The following is a 15,684-nucleotide window of genomic DNA, read 5'->3' on the forward strand; positions in this document are numbered from 1 at the left end:
ATGGCCACCGAAGAAACCCTCGTCCTCGTAAAGCCCGACGGTGTCGCCCGCGGCCTCACCGGCACGATCCTGGCGCGCATCGAAGCGAAGGGATACTCCCTCGTCGACATCCGCCTGGTCGAACCCGACCGTGACCTTCTCGCCGAGCACTACGCCGAGCACGAGGGCAAGCCGTTCTACGAGCCGCTCCTGGAGTTCATGCTGTCCGGCCCGTCCGTCGCGATCCGCCTCGCGGGCAATCGCGTGATCGAGGGCTTCCGCTCGCTCGCCGGCACGACCGACCCCACCACCGCCGCTCCCGGCACGATCCGCGGCGATTTCGGTCGCGACTGGGGCCTCAAGGTGCAGCAGAACCTCGTGCACGGCTCGGACAGCCCCGAGTCGGCCGCACGCGAGCTCGGCATCTGGTTCGACTGACCGATCCGCTCACGACGAAGCCCGCCGCACGAGATCGTGCGGCGGGCTTTCGTCTGTTCCGGGATCGGGTGATCAGAAGATGATGCGGGCCATCTCGCCGAGGAAGTCGAGACCCTGCAGCTGAGCCATCATGATGATGACGGCGTAGGCCAGGATGGTCGCGAGCGGAACCCAGACCATGAGCTTGTCTGCGCGCTCGCGCGTCTTCTCATTCCGGGTGAAGGTTCCGTTGCGGGTGAGATGCAGCATCGTCGCGAAGAAGGTCGGGATGGTCACAGCCCAGGTCACCATGCACCACGGGCACAGCACTCCGAGGTTCGATGCATACAGGCTCTGGCCGATCAGCCAGCACACGAGTCCGAATGCGAATGTGATGCCGGCGCCGAATGCAGCCCAGAACCACCGGGGGAAGCGGGCTCCGGCGAGGATCGCGACGCCGATGACCAACGGCGCCATCCATCCGGTCAGTCCGAGCAGCGGGTTGGGGAAGCCGAAGATCTCGCCCTGCCACGACCCCAGGTTCTTGCTGCACTGGATGAATGGGCTGACATCGCAGGCCAGGGCATCGGTCGGGTTCTCGAGAAGGACGAATTTCTCGACCGTGAGCTGGAACGCGGCGAACCAGCCGATGACGCTCGCGATGATCAACCACACGGCATAGACGACGGGGCGGGTGCGCTGCTCGCTCATGTGTGGATTCTCTCAGCGATCGCTATGTATCGGGCGTGAGCGCGCCGGAGAAAACGACTCGGGGTCGCGACGATGCCGCGAACCGGCGCACTTGGTGCGATAATGGCCTGTGATGCATCGCTCGACCCTGTCGTGGCGGGCATCGACGCAGACTTCGGGGCCGTATGCCCCTCGTGATCAGAGCCATGAGCCGGTCGCACACCGAATGAGTTCGCGGCACCTGCGGGTGCCGCATGAGAGTTAGCGGAACACGAAGTGTCCGCGCGAGGAGCAAGCCAGAGATGGCCGATGACAACAATGACTACGACGCCCCTACCCTCGATTTCTCTGCGGATGCTGATGCACCCGCAGAGGTAGTCGCCGACGCTCCGGAGACCGACGGCATGTCCGACGCTCCGGAAGACGGCGCGGGTCCGACCGGCGAGACCTCCTCGACGGAGGAGGCTCCTGCCGAGGATGCTCCGGCCGAGGATGCTCCGGCCGAGGATGCTGCCGCTGCCGAAGATGCTCCGGTCGAGGATGTTCCTGCTGCCGAGGACGTTCCCGCTGCGGATGTTCCTGCTGCCGAGGATGTTCCTGCTGCCGAGGATGCTTCTGCTGCCACCGATGCTCCGGCCGAGGATGCTCCTGCTGCCGAGGACGCTCCTGCTGCCGAGGACGCTCCTGCTGCTCCCGCTGCCGAGGACGCTCCTTCAGCAGACGCGACCGTCGCCGAGTCTGCTCCGGAGAAGCCCGAGGCGTCGAAGCCCCTCACGGCTGTCTCACTGGGTCTCCTTCCCGAGGTCTTCGTCTCGCAGGTCTCGACGCAGCTGCACTTCTACGCACCCGAGGTGCTGCCGCTTCCGGCTCGCCCCGGTCGTGAGCGCGTGTTCGACCGCATCGCCGAGCGCGAGCCGGAAGAGCCGGCCGGTCGCCGTGGCCGTCGCCGTCGCGGCGGTTCAGACGATTTCGAGCCGCGTGATCAGCGCGAGCCGCGCGAGCAGCGTGAGCCGCGTGATCAGCGCGACGAACCGCGTCAGCCCCGCCAGCGCGTCGTCGAGTACATCACCGAGCCCAAGGCGATCAAGGGATCCACGCGCCTCGAGGCGAAGAAGCAGCGCCGTCGCGACGGGCGGGATGCCGGTCGCCGGCGTCCGGTCGTCACCGAGGCCGAGTTCCTCGCGCGTCGGGAGTCGGTCGACCGCAAGATGGTCGTCCGTTCCAAGAACGGCCGGACGCAGATCGGTGTGCTCGAAGACGGTGTGCTCGTCGAGCACTATGTCGCGCGCAACCAGGACGCCTCGCTGATCGGCAATGTCTACCTCGGCCGCGTTCAGAACGTGCTGCCGAGCATGGAGGCCGCGTTCGTCGACATCGGCCGTGGCCGCAACGCGGTGCTCTACTCCGGCGAGGTCGACTGGGACGGCGTCGAGACCGGCAACCAGCCGCGTCGCATCGAGCTCGCTCTCAAGGCCGGCGACCGCGTCCTGGTGCAGGTCACCAAAGATCCGATCGGGCACAAGGGTGCGCGCCTGACCAGCCAGATCTCCCTCCCGGGTCGCTACCTCGTCTACGTGCCCGGCGGATCGATGAACGGCATCAGCCGCAAGCTGCCCGACAACGAGCGCACGCGCCTCAAGCGCATCCTCAAGGAGGTCCTCCCCGAGTCCTCCGGTGTGATCGTCCGCACCGCGGCCGAAGGCGCCACCGAAGACCAGCTGACGCGCGATGTCCAGCGGCTCACCAGCCAGTGGGAGCACATTCGCAAGCAGGTCGAGAGTCAGCAGGCTCCTGCGCTGCTGCACGCCGAGCCCGACCTTCTCGTCAAGATCGTCCGTGACGTTTTCAACGAGGACTTCACCAAGATGCTCATCCAGGGCGAGGAAGCCCAGCGCACGATCCGGGCCTATCTCGAGAGCGTCGCACCCGACCTGCTCGAGCGCGTCGAGTCGTACGAGGACGAGAGCGATCCCTTCGACGTGTTCCGCATCACGGAGCAGATCGAGAAGGCCCTCGACCGCAAGGTCTGGCTGCCTTCGGGTGGCTCGCTGGTCATCGACCGCACCGAGGCCATGACGGTCGTCGACGTCAACACCGGCAAGTTCGTCGGCTCGGGCGGAAACCTCGAGGAGACGGTCACCAAGAACAACCTCGAGGCCGCGGAGGAGATCGTCCGCCAGCTGCGTCTGCGCGACATCGGCGGCATCATCGTCGTCGACTTCATCGACATGGTGCTCGAGTCCAACCGCGACCTCGTGCTGCGGCGCCTGATCGAGTGCCTCAGCCGCGACCGGACGAAGCATCAGGTCGCCGAGGTCACGTCGCTGGGGCTCGTGCAGATGACCCGCAAGAAGCTCGGACTCGGCCTGCTCGAGACGTTCAGCGAGGCGTGCGACGTCTGCGCCGGTCGTGGCGTCATCGTGCACCACGACCCGGTCGTGAAGCACCGCTCCAGCAGCAACGGCAACAGCAACGGCAACTCGCAGTCCAACCGTCGCCAGCGCGGCGGCAACGGGCAGTCGCAGAACTCGGCTCCCGCCGCGGTGACGACGCACAGCATCCCCGAGGGGGCGAAGTCCGCCCTCGCGCAGATCGCCGCCTCGACGCGGGTTCCGAATGCCGATGAGGCGACCGAGGTCGTCGCTCCCGCCGCAGAGGCGACGGAAGCATCTGCCCCTCAGGAACGTGCCAAGAAGCCCCGCAAGAAGCGTGGATCCGACCGCAAGTCGCCCAAGTCGCCGGCCGAAGCGCTGCTCGATTCGGTGCTCGATGCTCTTCCCGAGCCGAAGGCCCCGGGTCAGGGACGCGGTCGTCGCCGTGTGTCGACCGCAGCGCTCACAGGCACCCCCATCTCCGTGAACTCGGAGCCGTCAGCGCCGGTCGCGGGCGGGGATTCGCAGTCCTGAGGCGATCAGTCGCCTGACCAGCTCCTTGCCGCCGACATGCTGTGCGCCGGCGGCGAGGAGCCGGGGGATGAGCTCTTCGGGGACGTCGTAGTGGTCGAGGTCGAAGGCGCGCGCAGGAACGTCGTGCGACTTCGCGAAGGCGTGCAGCTCCTGCAGGTTGTCGTCGCTGACGAGATGAGCCCACAGCCGCCCGTGCGCGGGCCATACGGGGTCATCGACGAGAACGGTCATTCCTTCAGCCTATGACCGGACACACCAGGCGGCGCGTTTTGCCACAGTGTCCTGCATCCGGTAAAGTAGTCCCTTGGTGCGTATGCCGCGTCGTCCTGGACGGTCGAAGCGGAGAGTCTTGCGTTCGTGCCCGTCGCCCTGCGTCGCATGCAAGCAACAGTCTTCCCGTGAGATATCGGAGCCGCGAGCTCCCCAACGAAACAGGTATGAAGTGGTTTACGCAGTAGTGCGCGCCGGTGGGCGGCAGGAGAAGGTCGAGGTCGGCACGATCGTTCAGCTCGACCGTGTCAAGGCTGCCCAGGGCGAGAAGATCGAGCTGGCCGCAGTGCTGCTCGTCGACGGCGCCTCGGTGACCACCGACGCCGATTCGCTGGCGAAGGTCAAGGTCACGGCAGAGGTCATCGGCAACCTCCGCGGCCCGAAGATCATCATCCAGAAGTACAAGAACAAGACCGGCTACAAGAAGCGCCAGGGCCACCGTCAGGAGCTCACGCGCGTCAAGATCACCGGCATCAAGTAAGACCGAGGAGACCAGGACATGGCACATAAAAAGGGCGCAAGCTCCACCCGTAACGGTCGTGACTCCAACGCTCAGCGACTTGGCGTCAAGCGCTTCGGTGGACAGCAGGTTCTCGCCGGCGAGATCATCGTCCGCCAGCGCGGCACGCACTTCCACCCCGGCGTGAACGTCGGCCGTGGTGGCGACGACACGCTGTTCGCTCTGGCCGCCGGTGCGGTGCAGTTCGGCGCGAAGGGCGGCCGCAAGGTCGTCAACATCGTCGCCGCTGCTGAGTGATCACAGCACGACAGTAGTCATGCGATTCGGGGCGGGCTTCGGCCCGTCCCGAATTTGCGTTTCAGGCCGGAATGCCGGCCGAATTCTCGGTTCAGGCCGAGTTCGTTATTGAGGAGAGAGACATGGTCAGTTTCGTCGACACCGTGACGCTGCACCTGCGTGCGGGCAAGGGCGGCAACGGCTGTGTCTCGGTGCACCGCGAGAAGTTCAAGCCGCTCGGCGGCCCAGACGGAGGCAACGGCGGTGACGGTGGCGACATCGTGCTCATCGCTGACACGCAGACCGGAACCCTTCTCTCGTATCACCACTCGCCTCACCGCAGCTCCGGCAACGGTGGACCCGGCATGGGCGACCACCGCGCGGGATTCATGGGCGAGGATCTCGAACTTCCCGTTCCCGTCGGCACGGTGGTGCGGAATGCGGCCGGCGACGTTCTGATCGACATGATCGAGCCCGGCGAGCGATTCGTCGTCGCCAAGGGCGGACATGGCGGACTCGGCAACGCCGCCCTCGCGACCCCGAAGCGCAAGGCGCCCGGTTTCGCCCTTCTGGGCACCCCCGGAGACGAGAGCGATGTCGTCCTCGAGCTCAAGACCGTCGCAGACGTGGCACTGGTCGGCTATCCCTCCGCAGGCAAGTCCAGCCTGATCGGAGCGATCTCTGCGGCCCGCCCGAAGATCGCCGACTACCCGTTCACCACGCTCCACCCGAACCTGGGAGTCGTGCAGGCGGGGGAGTCGCGCTACACCGTCGCCGATGTCCCGGGGCTCATCGAAGGAGCGAGCGAGGGACGTGGTCTCGGACTCGAGTTCCTCCGTCATGTCGAACGCTGCACTGCTCTGCTGCACGTCCTCGACTGCGCGACCCTCGAGCCCGGTCGTGATCCGATCTCCGACCTCGACGTCATCCTCGGAGAGCTGGCCGCGTACGAGGTTCCCGAGGGGCAGACTCCTCTGCTCGATCGTCCTCAGCTCATCGCGCTGAACAAGATCGATGTGCCGGAGGCCCGCGACCTCGCCGACATGGTGCGTCCCGATCTCGAAGCTCGCGGATTCCGCGTGTTCGAGATCTCCACCATCTCGCACGAAGGCCTGCGCCCGCTGACCTACGCGCTCGGCGAGATCGTCGACAAGCACCGCGCCGAACTCGCCGCGACCGAGGTTCCGCGTGAGCGCGTCGTCCTTCGTCCGAGGGGCCCCAAGAAGGGCTTCGAGATCCGTGTCGAAGGCGGCAGCTACGGCAACATCTACCGCATCCTCGGCGAGAAGCCGGTGCGCTGGGTTCAGCAGACCGACTTCCAGAACGAGGAGGCCGTGGGGTATCTCGCCGACCGTCTCGAGAAGCTGGGCGTCGAGGACGAGCTCTTCCGCCTCGGTGCAGTGCAGGGGTCGACGGTCGTCATCGGCGAGGGCGAGAGCATCGTCTTCGACTGGGAGCCGACCATGACTTCCGCGGCTGAGCTCATGACGGCGCCCCGCGGCACCGATCCGCGACTGGCGCCCAACGCCCGTCGCACCACCTCCGAGCGTCGTGAGAACTACTACGAGCGCATGGATGCCAAGGCCGAGGCTCGCGCCGAGGTCGAGGCTCAGCGGCTCGCGGCATACCGCGAGGACGGGGAGTGACCGCTCGCACGCGGGCGGATCTCGCCACCGCCTCGCGGATCGTCGTCAAGGTCGGCTCCTCCTCGATCAGCGGGGAGTCGTCCTGGCGCATCCCCGTGCTGGTCGAGGCGCTGGCAGCGGCGCACGGTCGTGGTGCAGAGGTGATCCTGGTCTCATCCGGAGCGATCGCCACGGGCATTCCGTTCCTGCGTCTCGACGCGCGACCGACGGACCTGGCCACGCAGCAGGCCGCGGCAGCGGTCGGACAGAACATCCTCGTCTACCGCTACCAGGAATCCCTTCGCCCCTTCGACATCGTCGCGGGGCAGGTGCTGCTCACGACGGGCGACCTCGAGAACCCCACGTCGCGCAGCAACGCGCGACGGGCCATGGAGCGGCTTCTGGGTCTGCGCATCCTGCCGATCGTGAACGAGAACGACACGGTCGCGACGCAGGAGATCCGCTTCGGCGACAACGACCGCCTCGGGGCACTCGTCGCCCAGTTGATCGAGGCCGACGCTCTGATCCTGCTCAGCGACATCGAGTCGCTGTACACCAAGCCACCGTCCGACCCGACAGCTCAGCCCATCGATGTGGTCGCGCCCGACGCCGATCTGTCGGGCCTCGAGTTCGGCTCGACCGTCGTCAACAGCGTCGGCACCGGGGGAGCGGCGACCAAGGTCTCGGCTGCACGCCTGGCCGCCGCGTCCGGGATCGGTGTGCTCGTGACAAGCGCCGACCTCGTCGACAAGGCCCTCGCCGGAGCTGACATAGGGACCTGGTTCGAACCCGCGCTCTCCTAGACTGGGCGGATGACCGACCAGACCCCCCAGGCGCGCCTGGAGCGCGCCAAAGAGGCGTCCCGCGCCACGGCCAGGCTGACCAGCGACGACAAGGCGCGTGCTCTCGAGGCCATCGCCGTGGACCTCGAGCGGAATGCCGCCTCGATCATCGGGGCCAACGGTCGAGACATCGAGCGAGGTCGCGCCGACGGCATCGGCGAATCGCTGATCGACCGGCTGCGCCTCGACGAGAAGCGCGTCGGCGCCCTCGCCGCGGCCGTCCGCCAGGTGGCGGCGCTTCCCGACCCCGTCGGTCGAGTGGTGGGAGGGCACCGGATGCCCAACGGTGTGGCGCTCGAGCAGGTGCGGGTGCCCTTCGGAGTGGTCGGCGCGATCTACGAGGCACGTCCTAACGTGACCGTCGACATCGCCGCGCTCGCTCTGCGCTCGGGGAACTCCGTGGTTCTGCGCGGGGGCAGCGCCGCGCGTGAGTCGAACTCCGTGCTCGTCGAGATCATGCGGGGTGCACTGCAGGCCGCAGGCGTCACGCCGGAAGCCGTGCAGACGGTCGATGACTTCGGTCGCGACGGCGCGACCGCACTGATGCACGGTCGGGGATTCATCGACGTGCTCGTGCCGCGGGGCAGCGCAGGCCTCATCGAGACCGTCGTCACCGAGTCGACGGTGCCGGTGATCGAGACCGGCGCAGGCAACGTGCACATCGTGCTCGACGAGACCGCCCCTGATGACTGGGCGCAGGACATCGTCGTGAACGCGAAGGTGCAGCGTCCCAGCGTCTGCAACGCCGTCGAGACGGTGCTCGTGCTCCGTCAGGCCGCGCCGCGGCTGGTTCCGCTCGTCGCGAGCGCGCTGCAGAGCGAGGGTGTGGCGATCCACGGTGACGACATGGTGGCGGGGCTCGTGTCGAACGTGATCCCGGCGACGGAGGAGGACTGGGCGACGGAGTATCTCAGTCTCGACATCGCGATCAAGGTCGTCGACACGCTCGAGGACGCGATCGATCACATCCGTCGATACAGCACCGGCCACACCGAGTCGATCATCACCACTGATTCGCGCAACGCGGAGCGTTTCCTGGCCGAGGTCGACTCGGCGGTCGTGATGGTGAACACCTCCACCCGATTCACTGACGGGGGAGAGTTCGGGTTCGGTGCCGAGGTCGGCATCTCGACGCAGAAGCTGCACGCGCGGGGTCCCATGGGGCTTTCCGAGCTGACCAGCACGAAATGGCTGGCGCGTGGGGCAGGGCAGACGCGCGGCTGAGGACTAGACTAGGTGGCGCTGTGGCTCTTCGTGAGCCATGCCCGCCAGCCACGAAACGGAGCCAGGATGAACCTCGTCGCACAGATCGCGATGGTCGCTGCTGAAACCGAGCACCACGGCAATGTGCAGCTCGAGACGCTGATCTTCGGCGTGATCGCGATCATCGTCTTCGCGTTCCTCGGGCTGGTCACGCTGTCGTACAAGAACGTCGCAAACCGTCACTCCGCCAAGGCCGACGCCTGGGCGGCGAAGCACGGCAAGGACGGCCACGAGGCAGGGCACGGCCACTAGGCCCGTATGAACGACACGACCTCGCGTCCGGCGCGCATCGGTGTGATGGGCGGTACCTTCGACCCCATCCACCACGGCCACCTGGTCGCCGCGAGCGAGGTCGCCCACTCGTTCGATCTCGACGAGGTCGTCTTCGTACCCACCGGCCACCCGTGGCAGAAGTCGGATGTCACCCCCAGCGAGCATCGCTACCTGATGACGGTCATCGCGACGGCATCCAACCCGCAGTTCACGGTGAGCAGGGTGGATATCGATCGTGAAGGGCCGACGTACACGATCGACACCCTCCGCGACCTGAAGGAGAAGCGTCCGGACGCGGAGCTCTTCTTCATCACGGGTGCTGACGCCGTGGCGCAAATTCTCAGTTGGAGGGACCATGATGAACTGTGGGAGTTGGCCCACTTCGTCGCGGTCTCGCGTCCAGGACACGTCCTGAGCACTGACGGCCTCCCGAGCGACAACGTCAGCCAACTGGAGGTGCCGGCGCTGTCCATCTCGTCGACGGCCTGCCGCGCACGGGTCCGCGACGACGAGCCGGTCTGGTACCTCGTCCCCGACGGAGTCGTTCAATACATCGCGAAGCATCATCTGTATCGGAGCAAGGCATGAGTACATCGGATCAGCAGGGTCACGGTCCGCTGACGCGAAAGCAGCTGCGTGAGATCCGGCTGACGGGTTCCACACCGGTCATCTCAGCGGAGGAGGCTGCGGCCGCCGCCGTCGCGACACCACCCGCGCCGCCGAAGCCGGAGGTTCCGGAATCCGTCGAGGATGCGCCAGCCCCCCAGCCGTCGGCAGCCGCCGTCGAGCCCGACGGCGAGGCCTCCGGGGGCGCCACGCCGCTGACACGTCGTCAGGTCCGGGAGCGCGAGCGCTCTGTGACGGGGTCCGTCCCTGTCGACGAATCCGTTGCTGCGGACGGATCGGTCGACGAGGAGGCCGCCGAAGAGGTGCCGGTCACCGAGCCCATCTCCGAGCCGAAGAGCGAGACCCCCGCATCCGATGCGCCTGCGGCGTCCGATGACGATGATGACGATGCTGCCGACGACGACGACGACGATGCTGCCGACGAGGACCTTCCCGCTCCCGTCAGCGCGTCGACTCCGCTCGAGGCTTCCGGAGACGACGATCCGATCGCTTCCGACACGGGCGACACCTCCGCTGCCGTTGCCGAGCTCGGTATCGATGCAGAACCGACAGAGGCGAACGATGACGTCCTGGCCGATGTCGCGGAGTCCGACGACGTCGACATCGCCGAAGGGGAACGCCCCACGGTGAACTCCGCCTTCGGGCAGGGCCTGCTCAGTGACGATGCCGAGTCCCGCAAGCCCTTCTCTCCGTCGTTCGATGAGCTGCTGACCGTCGGCGACTCGACCGGATCGCAGCATCTCGCTCCGAACACGCTCATCTTCAACCCCTCCCCGGGAGACGGGTCGCTGTCGGGTCCTGTCGCCTCCACGGGCGAGATCCTCGTGACCGGCTCATACGAACTGCCCAAGGGCCTCGGTTCGCAGGGCCATGCGCACGGCACCACAGACGGCAAGGACGTCGATGCCGTGCTGATCGACGGCGAGCTGCCGCCCGCATCCTCTCCGACGCCGATCGCCGCCAGCGCGGCCGTCAGCACAATCAAGCCCGCCGGCGAGGTCATCCGCCCGCCCGCCCCCGAAAAGGGCAACAAACTCATGCTCATCCTCGCGATCGTGGCGGGTGGTCTCGCGCTCGCGCTGGGCGTTTCCCTGATCGTCGCCTTCACCACGAATGTGTTCTGATGCAGTCACCTGAAACCGCCGAAGAGATGCTCCAGCTCGCGGCCGACGCCGCCGTCTCGAAGGGCGGTGAGGATCTTGTCGCGCTCAACGTGTCGGAGCCCCTACCGCTCGTCGACATCTTCCTGCTCGTCACCGGAAACAGCGAGCGCAACGTCGCCGCCATCGCCGATGAGATCGAGGACAAGCTCATCGAAGCCGGCCATAAGCGGGTCCGCCGTGAGGGTCGTGCGGAGGCCCGCTGGGTGCTCCTCGACTTCGGCGACCTGATCGTGCACGTCTTCCATCAGGAGGAGCGGGTCTACTACGGCCTCGAGCGCCTCTGGAAGGACTGCCCGGTGGTGCCGTTCGAGCTCGCGGACTCCGCCGCGGCAGACCGCGACTGACGTGAGCGTCCACCTGATCACCGGTGCCGGATCCGGCATCGGCTTCGCTGTCGCGCGCCGTCTGCTCGACCGGGGTGATCAGGTCGTCCTGCTGGCCCGTGATGCGGGTCGCGCCAAGGAGATCGCCGCGGCGCTGCCGGGTGCGTCGGCGATCGTCGGCGATCTGGCGCAGCCGGGGAGGCTCTCGTGGGCGTTGTCCAAGCAGGCGCTCCCCGAACGGATCGACTCGCTGATTCATGCGGCGGGTGTCGTCGATCTCGGGCCGGTCGCCGATCTCCCGGCCAACCTGTGGGAGCGTCAGCTTGCGGTGAACCTCGTGGGCCCCGCAGAGCTGACGCGTCTGCTGCTGCCGCTGCTGCGCGTCTCGCGCGCTCGGGTGGTGTTCGTCAACTCCGGCGCAGGACTCCACGCGCACGCAGGCTGGTCTGCGTACGCTGCGTCGAAGCACGGTCTCAAGGCTCTCGCAGACTCTTTGCGCGCCGAGGAGGCAGAGCACGGTGTGCGGGTGACCTCGATCTACCCCGGTCGCACTGCGACGCCCATGCAGGAGCGTGTGCACCAGCAGGAGGGTCGCGACTACGATCCGCAGCGCTTCATCACGGCCGACTCGGTGGCGACGACGATCCTCACTGCGCTCGACCTGTCGGATGACGCCGCTCTCACCGATCTGACGATCCGTCCCCGGGGCTGATCCTCGTCCCTGCAGTCTCTCTCGCAGCTGTCAAGCCCCTGTGGCCTTCGCGCGGTGACGTGGAAGATGTGCAGTGGGGGAGAGAGTCTTGGAGGGAATCACATGTCCGGAGATCCAGATCCTAGATACGTGCTGCATCGTGTCACGCCATCGGAGTGGGTGATCAACGACCGGCGGTATGAATCGCAGGATCCACGGTACGTGGTGGCCAGCGTCTACGAATACGCCGACACAGAGGTCGAGGTCGTGTGGCTTCGCGATCTGCCTCTGGCGGTGCGGTACACCACGGCTGCCGAGGTTCTCGACGAGGTGATGCGAGTGCAGGATTCGAGTCGGGCGACGCGGCCCATCGCGATCCCGCACCTGCCTCCGTTACTCGCGACCTGAACAGACTGCGCGGCAGGACCCGGGGAGGGACCTGCCGCGCAGGCGTGCTGGACGAGGACTCAGGAGTCCTCGTCCAGCGGCTTCTCCGCGGCCAAACGATCGGCAGAGGCACCGTCTATCTGGTCGGCATCCGCGTCTGTGTCCAGTACGGGCTCCCCGTCGACTTCGCGGTGAGGGACACCGTCGATCGCTCCTTCGTCGTCCGGTCGGGGGACGAGCGGGGGTATCGGGTTGTTGGTCATCGTCGACTCCTCTCGTGAGATGTGCGCGCCACGCTAAGGTGTGCACCCGGAGAGGGGGAGCGGGTTGACGGCGGCCCTCCGGAGGAGTACTCCTCGGCCTCAGATGAGCGCGTGAGGTCAGACCGTCTCGGGACGCTTCTTGCGGAACGGCTTCGCCGGCGTGTGCGGGCCATCCCACACGGTGATGATCCCCCATGCGACCGCGGCGATCGGCACCGACAGCACCGCGCCGACGATCCCGCCGAGGATCGTCCCCGTGGTCAGGGCGAGGAGGATGACGAGGGCGTGCAGCTTGAGCGAGCGAGCCATCACGACGGGCTGCAGGAAGTTGCCTTCGAGCTGATTCACGAGAACCACGATGCCGACGACGATGAGGGCGGCCACGGGGCCGTGCGTGACCAGAGCCACGAGCGCTGCCAGGATGCCGGCTGCGGTCGCACCTACGAGCGGGATGAAGGCCGTGAGGAAGACGATCACGGCAAGGGGCAGTGCCAGAGGGATCTGCAGGATCGCGAGACCGATGCCGATGCCCAGGGCGTCAGCCGCTGCGACGATCGAGGTTCCGCGGATGTATCCCCCGAACACGTCGACGGTCTTGTCGCCGATGCGGCGGGCGCGCTCGTAGCTGGTCCCGGTGAAGGGACGCAGCAGGAACTCCCAGATGCGCGGTCCGTCCTTGAGGAAGAAGAACAGCACGACGATCATGAGAGCGAGGCCGGTGAAGAAGCTCGCCGTGGCCGAGACGCCGGCCAGGGCGCCGCGTCCGAACGAGGCGCTCGTCAGGAAGTCTCCGACGCCGGCCCACACCTCATCGAGATCGAACGACGCGAAATTGAACGGCAGAGTGTCGAGCCATGCAGTGACCTGGGTGATGCCGTCGGTGGCCGAGTCGACGAGGTCGTCCCATTGCGAGCGGACCGTCAGCACGATCACCCAGACGATTCCGCCGAGAATCGCGAGGATTCCGATCAGTGCGATCCACGTGGCGAGGATCGACGGTACCCCGCGGCGGCGCATGAAGGCGACGAGCGGATGGATGGCGGAGGCGAGGATCAGCGCGATCGTCACGGGGATGAACACCAGTGAGAGCTGGGTGATCACCAGGACGCCGATGGCGACCAGGGCGAGCACCGACAGCGTCTGCAGGCTCCGAGTGGCGGCGAGCCCGAAGCCGCGCGACCAGAGGCCGTGTTCTGCGATCGGCCGCGAGCCACCGGATGGTGGGGCGGACGTGATCCCCGGTCGTCGGAACAGTCCCAGCACGTGCGTCCTCCACCTCGTCGAAGGCCGTCTCACTGACGAAGACGGCCTCGCCTTTCTATCCGGCCCAGCGGATGATGGCAAGTCCCTGGCGCTGCGCCTCCTGATGACCTCTCGACCATGCGCCCGCGACGAGCCTGCGCGGACGCTGAGTCAGGGTAGACGAAAAGAAGGCTCCGCGATCTCTCGCGGAGCCTTCTGTACGTGGACCTGGGGGGACTCGAACCCCCGACCCCCTGCATGCCATGCAGGTGCGCTACCAGCTGCGCCACAGGCCCAGAACTGCTTCCTCACTGCTCGAAGCAACTTGAACAGAGTACTACACGGATCGCGCGCAGCACCAATCGGCGAGGGGCTCCCGGGCGCGTCGCATTAGGCTGAACGGCATGACGACGATCAGCGCGATCACGCAGGCCGATTTCGACGAATGGTCGGGGCTGTGGCGCGGATATCTGACGTTCTACGGCACCGAGCTCGCGGAGGAGATCACGGCCGAGACCTTCAGGCGGCTCGTCGAGGATCGGGAGCTGCACGGCGCTGTCGCTCGTGATGACGCCGGGCGGGCGATCGGCATCGTGCATTGGCTCACCCACCCCGCTACATGGAGCAAAGGTGCGTACTGCTACCTCGAGGATCTCTACGTCGATGCCGAGTCTCGCAGATCCGGCGCGGGGAGACGGCTGATCGCGCACGTGCGGGAGTGGGCCGCGGAGCGCGGTTGTCAGAAGGTCTACTGGCTGACCCAGGAGACCAACATGACGGCTCGCGCACTCTACGACAGCGTTGCGACGCATACCGGATACACCCACTACCAGATCGTGCTCTGAGCACTGCGGAACAACGGTGCGACTGCGGGTGTTGTCACCACCGTGAGCATCCTGGACAGCGTCGTGATCGGCGCCGGTCAGGCCGGTCTGTCGGCCTCCTTCCACCTGACCCGTCTGGGCATCTCTCATGCCGTGCTCGACTCGGACTCCGAGCCAGGGGGAGCATGGCGGCACCGGTGGGATGCGTTGACGATGCGCGACGTGCACGGGGTGGCCGAGCTGCCCGGGGAGTCGCCTCCTCCGCGTGACGGACAGCGTGCCAATATCGCCGTCCCGGCATACTTCGCCGCCTACGAGCGTGCTCACGACCTGCCTGTGATCCGCCCGGTCCGCGTCGACCGGGTGCTCGACGACGACGGGCTCCTGGTGGTCCACACGGGGGAGCGGCAGTGGCGCACTCGCACCCTCGTCAACGCCACCGGCACCTGGACGCATCCGTTCCTGCCGCACTACCCGGGCATGGAGACCTTTCTCGGCGAACAGCTCCACACGGTCGACTACCCGGGTCCCGAGCATTTCAGGGGCAAGCGCGTCCTGGTGGTCGGCGGCGGCGCATCAGCCGTGCAGTTCCTCGGTGCGCTCGCGCCACTCACAGACACCCTGTGGGTCACGCGTCGTGAGCCGGTGTGGCGCAACGATGACTTCACCCCTGAGGCCGGGGCAGCTGCCGTCGCTCTCGTCGAGCAACGCGTCGCACAGGGGCTTCCTCCGCAGAGCGTCGTGAGCGTGACCGGGCTCATGCTGCGCACTCAGGAGCACGAGGCCGAGCGTCTCGGGGCATACGCCTCCCGGCGCCCGATGTTCGCTCGCGTCGAGCCAGACGGCGTCCGCTGGGCGGACGGCTCGTTCGAACGCGTCGACGTCATTCTCTGGGCGACAGGGTTTCGACCCGCGATCGCGCACCTCGCACCTCTGCACCTGCGCAGTGCGGCCGGTGGAATCCAGCTCGACCGTGGAGGCCGCGGGACGACCGCGGTGCAGGACCATCGGGTGCAGCTGGTCGGCTACGGTCCATCCGCGAGCACGATCGGTGCCAACAGGGCAGGGCGCTCGGCCGCGAAGGGCGTGCAGCGAGCACTCACGTCAGCATCCGTGCGCTCCGTCTGATCGGGCGGGGGGCGTGCTCTCGCGCCGCGTGATCC

The 15,684-nt window shown here is 67.0% G+C and carries 19 protein-coding genes and 1 tRNA gene; 15 read left to right on the forward strand and 5 right to left on the reverse strand.

Features of this window, described 5'->3' with window-relative positions; all coding sequences use genetic code 11:
• Complete coding sequence (gene ndk / locus ACIP5T_RS00890; RefSeq protein ID WP_042537730.1) at positions 1 to 417, forward strand: nucleoside-diphosphate kinase; 417 nt, start codon at positions 1 to 3, stop codon at positions 415 to 417.
• A gap of 72 nt (positions 418 to 489) precedes the next feature.
• On the opposite strand, the gene ACIP5T_RS00895 is transcribed toward ndk, so the two are convergent.
• Positions 490 to 1,107: a vitamin K epoxide reductase family protein gene (locus ACIP5T_RS00895; protein ID WP_400859835.1), complete on the reverse strand. Its 618-nt coding sequence runs from the start codon at positions 1,105 to 1,107 to the stop codon at positions 490 to 492.
• Between the two features lie 281 nt (positions 1,108 to 1,388).
• Between ACIP5T_RS00895 and ACIP5T_RS00900 the strand changes: the two genes are divergently transcribed.
• On the forward strand, positions 1,389 to 3,992 hold the full coding sequence (locus tag ACIP5T_RS00900) for an Rne/Rng family ribonuclease (protein ID WP_400859837.1): 2,604 nt from the start codon (positions 1,389 to 1,391) through the stop codon (positions 3,990 to 3,992).
• On the opposite strand, the gene ACIP5T_RS00905 is transcribed toward ACIP5T_RS00900, so the two are convergent.
• Entirely contained in the window at positions 3,957 to 4,223 is a 267-nt protein-coding gene (locus tag ACIP5T_RS00905; RefSeq protein ID WP_400859838.1) for a DUF4031 domain-containing protein, read from the reverse strand. The two genes, ACIP5T_RS00900 and ACIP5T_RS00905, sit on opposite strands and share 36 nt — an antisense overlap.
• A gap of 211 nt (positions 4,224 to 4,434) precedes the next feature.
• Between ACIP5T_RS00905 and rplU the strand changes: the two genes are divergently transcribed.
• The 11 genes from rplU (at position 4,435) to ACIP5T_RS00960 (ending at position 12,213) form a co-directional block, all read left to right on the forward strand.
• Positions 4,435 to 4,743 (forward strand): 50S ribosomal protein L21, encoded by a 309-nt coding sequence (gene rplU, locus ACIP5T_RS00910; RefSeq protein ID WP_072591411.1) that lies wholly within the window; start codon positions 4,435 to 4,437, stop codon positions 4,741 to 4,743.
• Positions 4,744 to 4,761: 18 nt separating this feature from the next.
• A complete protein-coding gene (gene rpmA / locus ACIP5T_RS00915) occupies positions 4,762 to 5,019 on the forward strand; it encodes a 50S ribosomal protein L27 (protein ID WP_028501603.1) in 258 nt (85 codons plus the stop codon).
• 122 nt (positions 5,020 to 5,141) lie between these two features.
• Entirely contained in the window at positions 5,142 to 6,644 is a 1,503-nt protein-coding gene (obgE, locus tag ACIP5T_RS00920; RefSeq protein ID WP_400859840.1) for a GTPase ObgE, read from the forward strand.
• Entirely contained in the window at positions 6,641 to 7,426 is a 786-nt protein-coding gene (gene proB / locus ACIP5T_RS00925; RefSeq protein ID WP_400859841.1) for a glutamate 5-kinase, read from the forward strand. Before obgE ends, proB begins: the two co-directional genes overlap by 4 nt.
• A gap of 9 nt (positions 7,427 to 7,435) precedes the next feature.
• Positions 7,436 to 8,689 carry a glutamate-5-semialdehyde dehydrogenase gene (locus tag ACIP5T_RS00930; RefSeq protein ID WP_400859843.1) on the forward strand — a complete coding sequence of 418 codons (1,254 nt, stop codon included), beginning with the start codon at positions 7,436 to 7,438 and terminating at the stop codon, positions 8,687 to 8,689.
• A gap of 66 nt (positions 8,690 to 8,755) precedes the next feature.
• Positions 8,756 to 8,980, forward strand: coding sequence for a hypothetical protein (locus ACIP5T_RS00935; RefSeq protein WP_042537709.1), 225 nt, complete (start codon positions 8,756 to 8,758; stop codon positions 8,978 to 8,980).
• A 6-nt stretch (positions 8,981 to 8,986) separates the two neighbouring features.
• A complete protein-coding gene (gene nadD / locus ACIP5T_RS00940; protein WP_053096575.1) occupies positions 8,987 to 9,589 on the forward strand; it encodes a nicotinate-nucleotide adenylyltransferase in 603 nt (200 codons plus the stop codon).
• A complete protein-coding gene (locus ACIP5T_RS00945; RefSeq protein WP_400859846.1) occupies positions 9,586 to 10,752 on the forward strand; it encodes a hypothetical protein in 1,167 nt (388 codons plus the stop codon). Before nadD ends, ACIP5T_RS00945 begins: the two co-directional genes overlap by 4 nt.
• Positions 10,752 to 11,135: a ribosome silencing factor gene (gene rsfS / locus ACIP5T_RS00950; RefSeq protein ID WP_042537705.1), complete on the forward strand. Its 384-nt coding sequence runs from the start codon at positions 10,752 to 10,754 to the stop codon at positions 11,133 to 11,135. Before ACIP5T_RS00945 ends, rsfS begins: the two co-directional genes overlap by 1 nt.
• A 1-nt stretch (position 11,136) precedes the next feature.
• Complete coding sequence (locus tag ACIP5T_RS00955; protein ID WP_400859847.1) at positions 11,137 to 11,826, forward strand: SDR family oxidoreductase; 690 nt, start codon at positions 11,137 to 11,139, stop codon at positions 11,824 to 11,826.
• 102 nt (positions 11,827 to 11,928) lie between these two features.
• Positions 11,929 to 12,213, forward strand: coding sequence for a hypothetical protein (locus ACIP5T_RS00960; RefSeq protein ID WP_400859850.1), 285 nt, complete (start codon positions 11,929 to 11,931; stop codon positions 12,211 to 12,213).
• 59 nt (positions 12,214 to 12,272) lie between these two features.
• Here ACIP5T_RS00960 and ACIP5T_RS00965 read toward each other — a convergent pair whose 3' ends face one another.
• The 3 genes from ACIP5T_RS00965 to ACIP5T_RS00975 form a co-directional block, all read right to left on the reverse strand.
• A complete protein-coding gene (locus tag ACIP5T_RS00965) occupies positions 12,273 to 12,455 on the reverse strand; it encodes a hypothetical protein (protein WP_400859852.1) in 183 nt (60 codons plus the stop codon).
• Between the two features lie 117 nt (positions 12,456 to 12,572).
• Positions 12,573 to 13,715, reverse strand: a complete 1,143-nt coding sequence (locus ACIP5T_RS00970) for an AI-2E family transporter (protein ID WP_400864543.1) — start codon at positions 13,713 to 13,715, stop codon at positions 12,573 to 12,575.
• A gap of 205 nt (positions 13,716 to 13,920) precedes the next feature.
• Positions 13,921 to 13,993: transfer RNA gene (locus tag ACIP5T_RS00975), tRNA-Ala, on the reverse strand.
• A 108-nt stretch (positions 13,994 to 14,101) separates the two neighbouring features.
• On the opposite strand from ACIP5T_RS00975, the gene ACIP5T_RS00980 reads away from it, so the two are divergent.
• Both ACIP5T_RS00980 and ACIP5T_RS00985 read left to right on the forward strand, forming a co-directional pair.
• The gene (locus tag ACIP5T_RS00980; protein ID WP_400859854.1) at positions 14,102 to 14,542 is read left to right on the forward strand and encodes a GNAT family N-acetyltransferase; all 441 of its coding nucleotides are present in this window, start codon (positions 14,102 to 14,104) and stop codon (positions 14,540 to 14,542) included.
• A 42-nt stretch (positions 14,543 to 14,584) separates the two neighbouring features.
• Entirely contained in the window at positions 14,585 to 15,649 is a 1,065-nt protein-coding gene (locus ACIP5T_RS00985; RefSeq protein WP_400859856.1) for an NAD(P)-binding domain-containing protein, read from the forward strand.
• Positions 15,650 to 15,684: the final 35 nt, after the last annotated feature.

The sequence above is a fragment of the Microbacterium sp. NPDC088619 genome (genome assembly GCF_044752825.1).
Lineage (GTDB): Bacteria > Actinomycetota > Actinomycetes > Actinomycetales > Microbacteriaceae > Microbacterium.

Coding starts and splice junctions, on each gene's coding strand:
- ACIP5T_RS00905 (WP_400859838.1), bottom strand. CDS start 4,223: ATGACCGTTCTCGTCGATGACCCCGTATGGCCCGCGCACGGGCGGCTG.
- ACIP5T_RS00930 (WP_400859843.1), top strand. CDS start 7,436: ATGACCGACCAGACCCCCCAGGCGCGCCTGGAGCGCGCCAAAGAGGCG.
- ndk (WP_042537730.1), top strand. CDS start 1: ATGGCCACCGAAGAAACCCTCGTCCTCGTAAAGCCCGACGGTGTCGCC.
- ACIP5T_RS00980 (WP_400859854.1), top strand. CDS start 14,102: ATGACGACGATCAGCGCGATCACGCAGGCCGATTTCGACGAATGGTCG.
- ACIP5T_RS00965 (WP_400859852.1), bottom strand. CDS start 12,455: ATGACCAACAACCCGATACCCCCGCTCGTCCCCCGACCGGACGACGAA.
- obgE (WP_400859840.1), top strand. CDS start 5,142: ATGGTCAGTTTCGTCGACACCGTGACGCTGCACCTGCGTGCGGGCAAG.
- ACIP5T_RS00935 (WP_042537709.1), top strand. CDS start 8,756: ATGAACCTCGTCGCACAGATCGCGATGGTCGCTGCTGAAACCGAGCAC.
- nadD (WP_053096575.1), top strand. CDS start 8,987: ATGAACGACACGACCTCGCGTCCGGCGCGCATCGGTGTGATGGGCGGT.
- ACIP5T_RS00960 (WP_400859850.1), top strand. CDS start 11,929: ATGTCCGGAGATCCAGATCCTAGATACGTGCTGCATCGTGTCACGCCA.
- ACIP5T_RS00895 (WP_400859835.1), bottom strand. CDS start 1,107: ATGAGCGAGCAGCGCACCCGCCCCGTCGTCTATGCCGTGTGGTTGATC.
- ACIP5T_RS00945 (WP_400859846.1), top strand. CDS start 9,586: ATGAGTACATCGGATCAGCAGGGTCACGGTCCGCTGACGCGAAAGCAG.
- ACIP5T_RS00900 (WP_400859837.1), top strand. CDS start 1,389: ATGGCCGATGACAACAATGACTACGACGCCCCTACCCTCGATTTCTCT.
- rsfS (WP_042537705.1), top strand. CDS start 10,752: ATGCAGTCACCTGAAACCGCCGAAGAGATGCTCCAGCTCGCGGCCGAC.
- rpmA (WP_028501603.1), top strand. CDS start 4,762: ATGGCACATAAAAAGGGCGCAAGCTCCACCCGTAACGGTCGTGACTCC.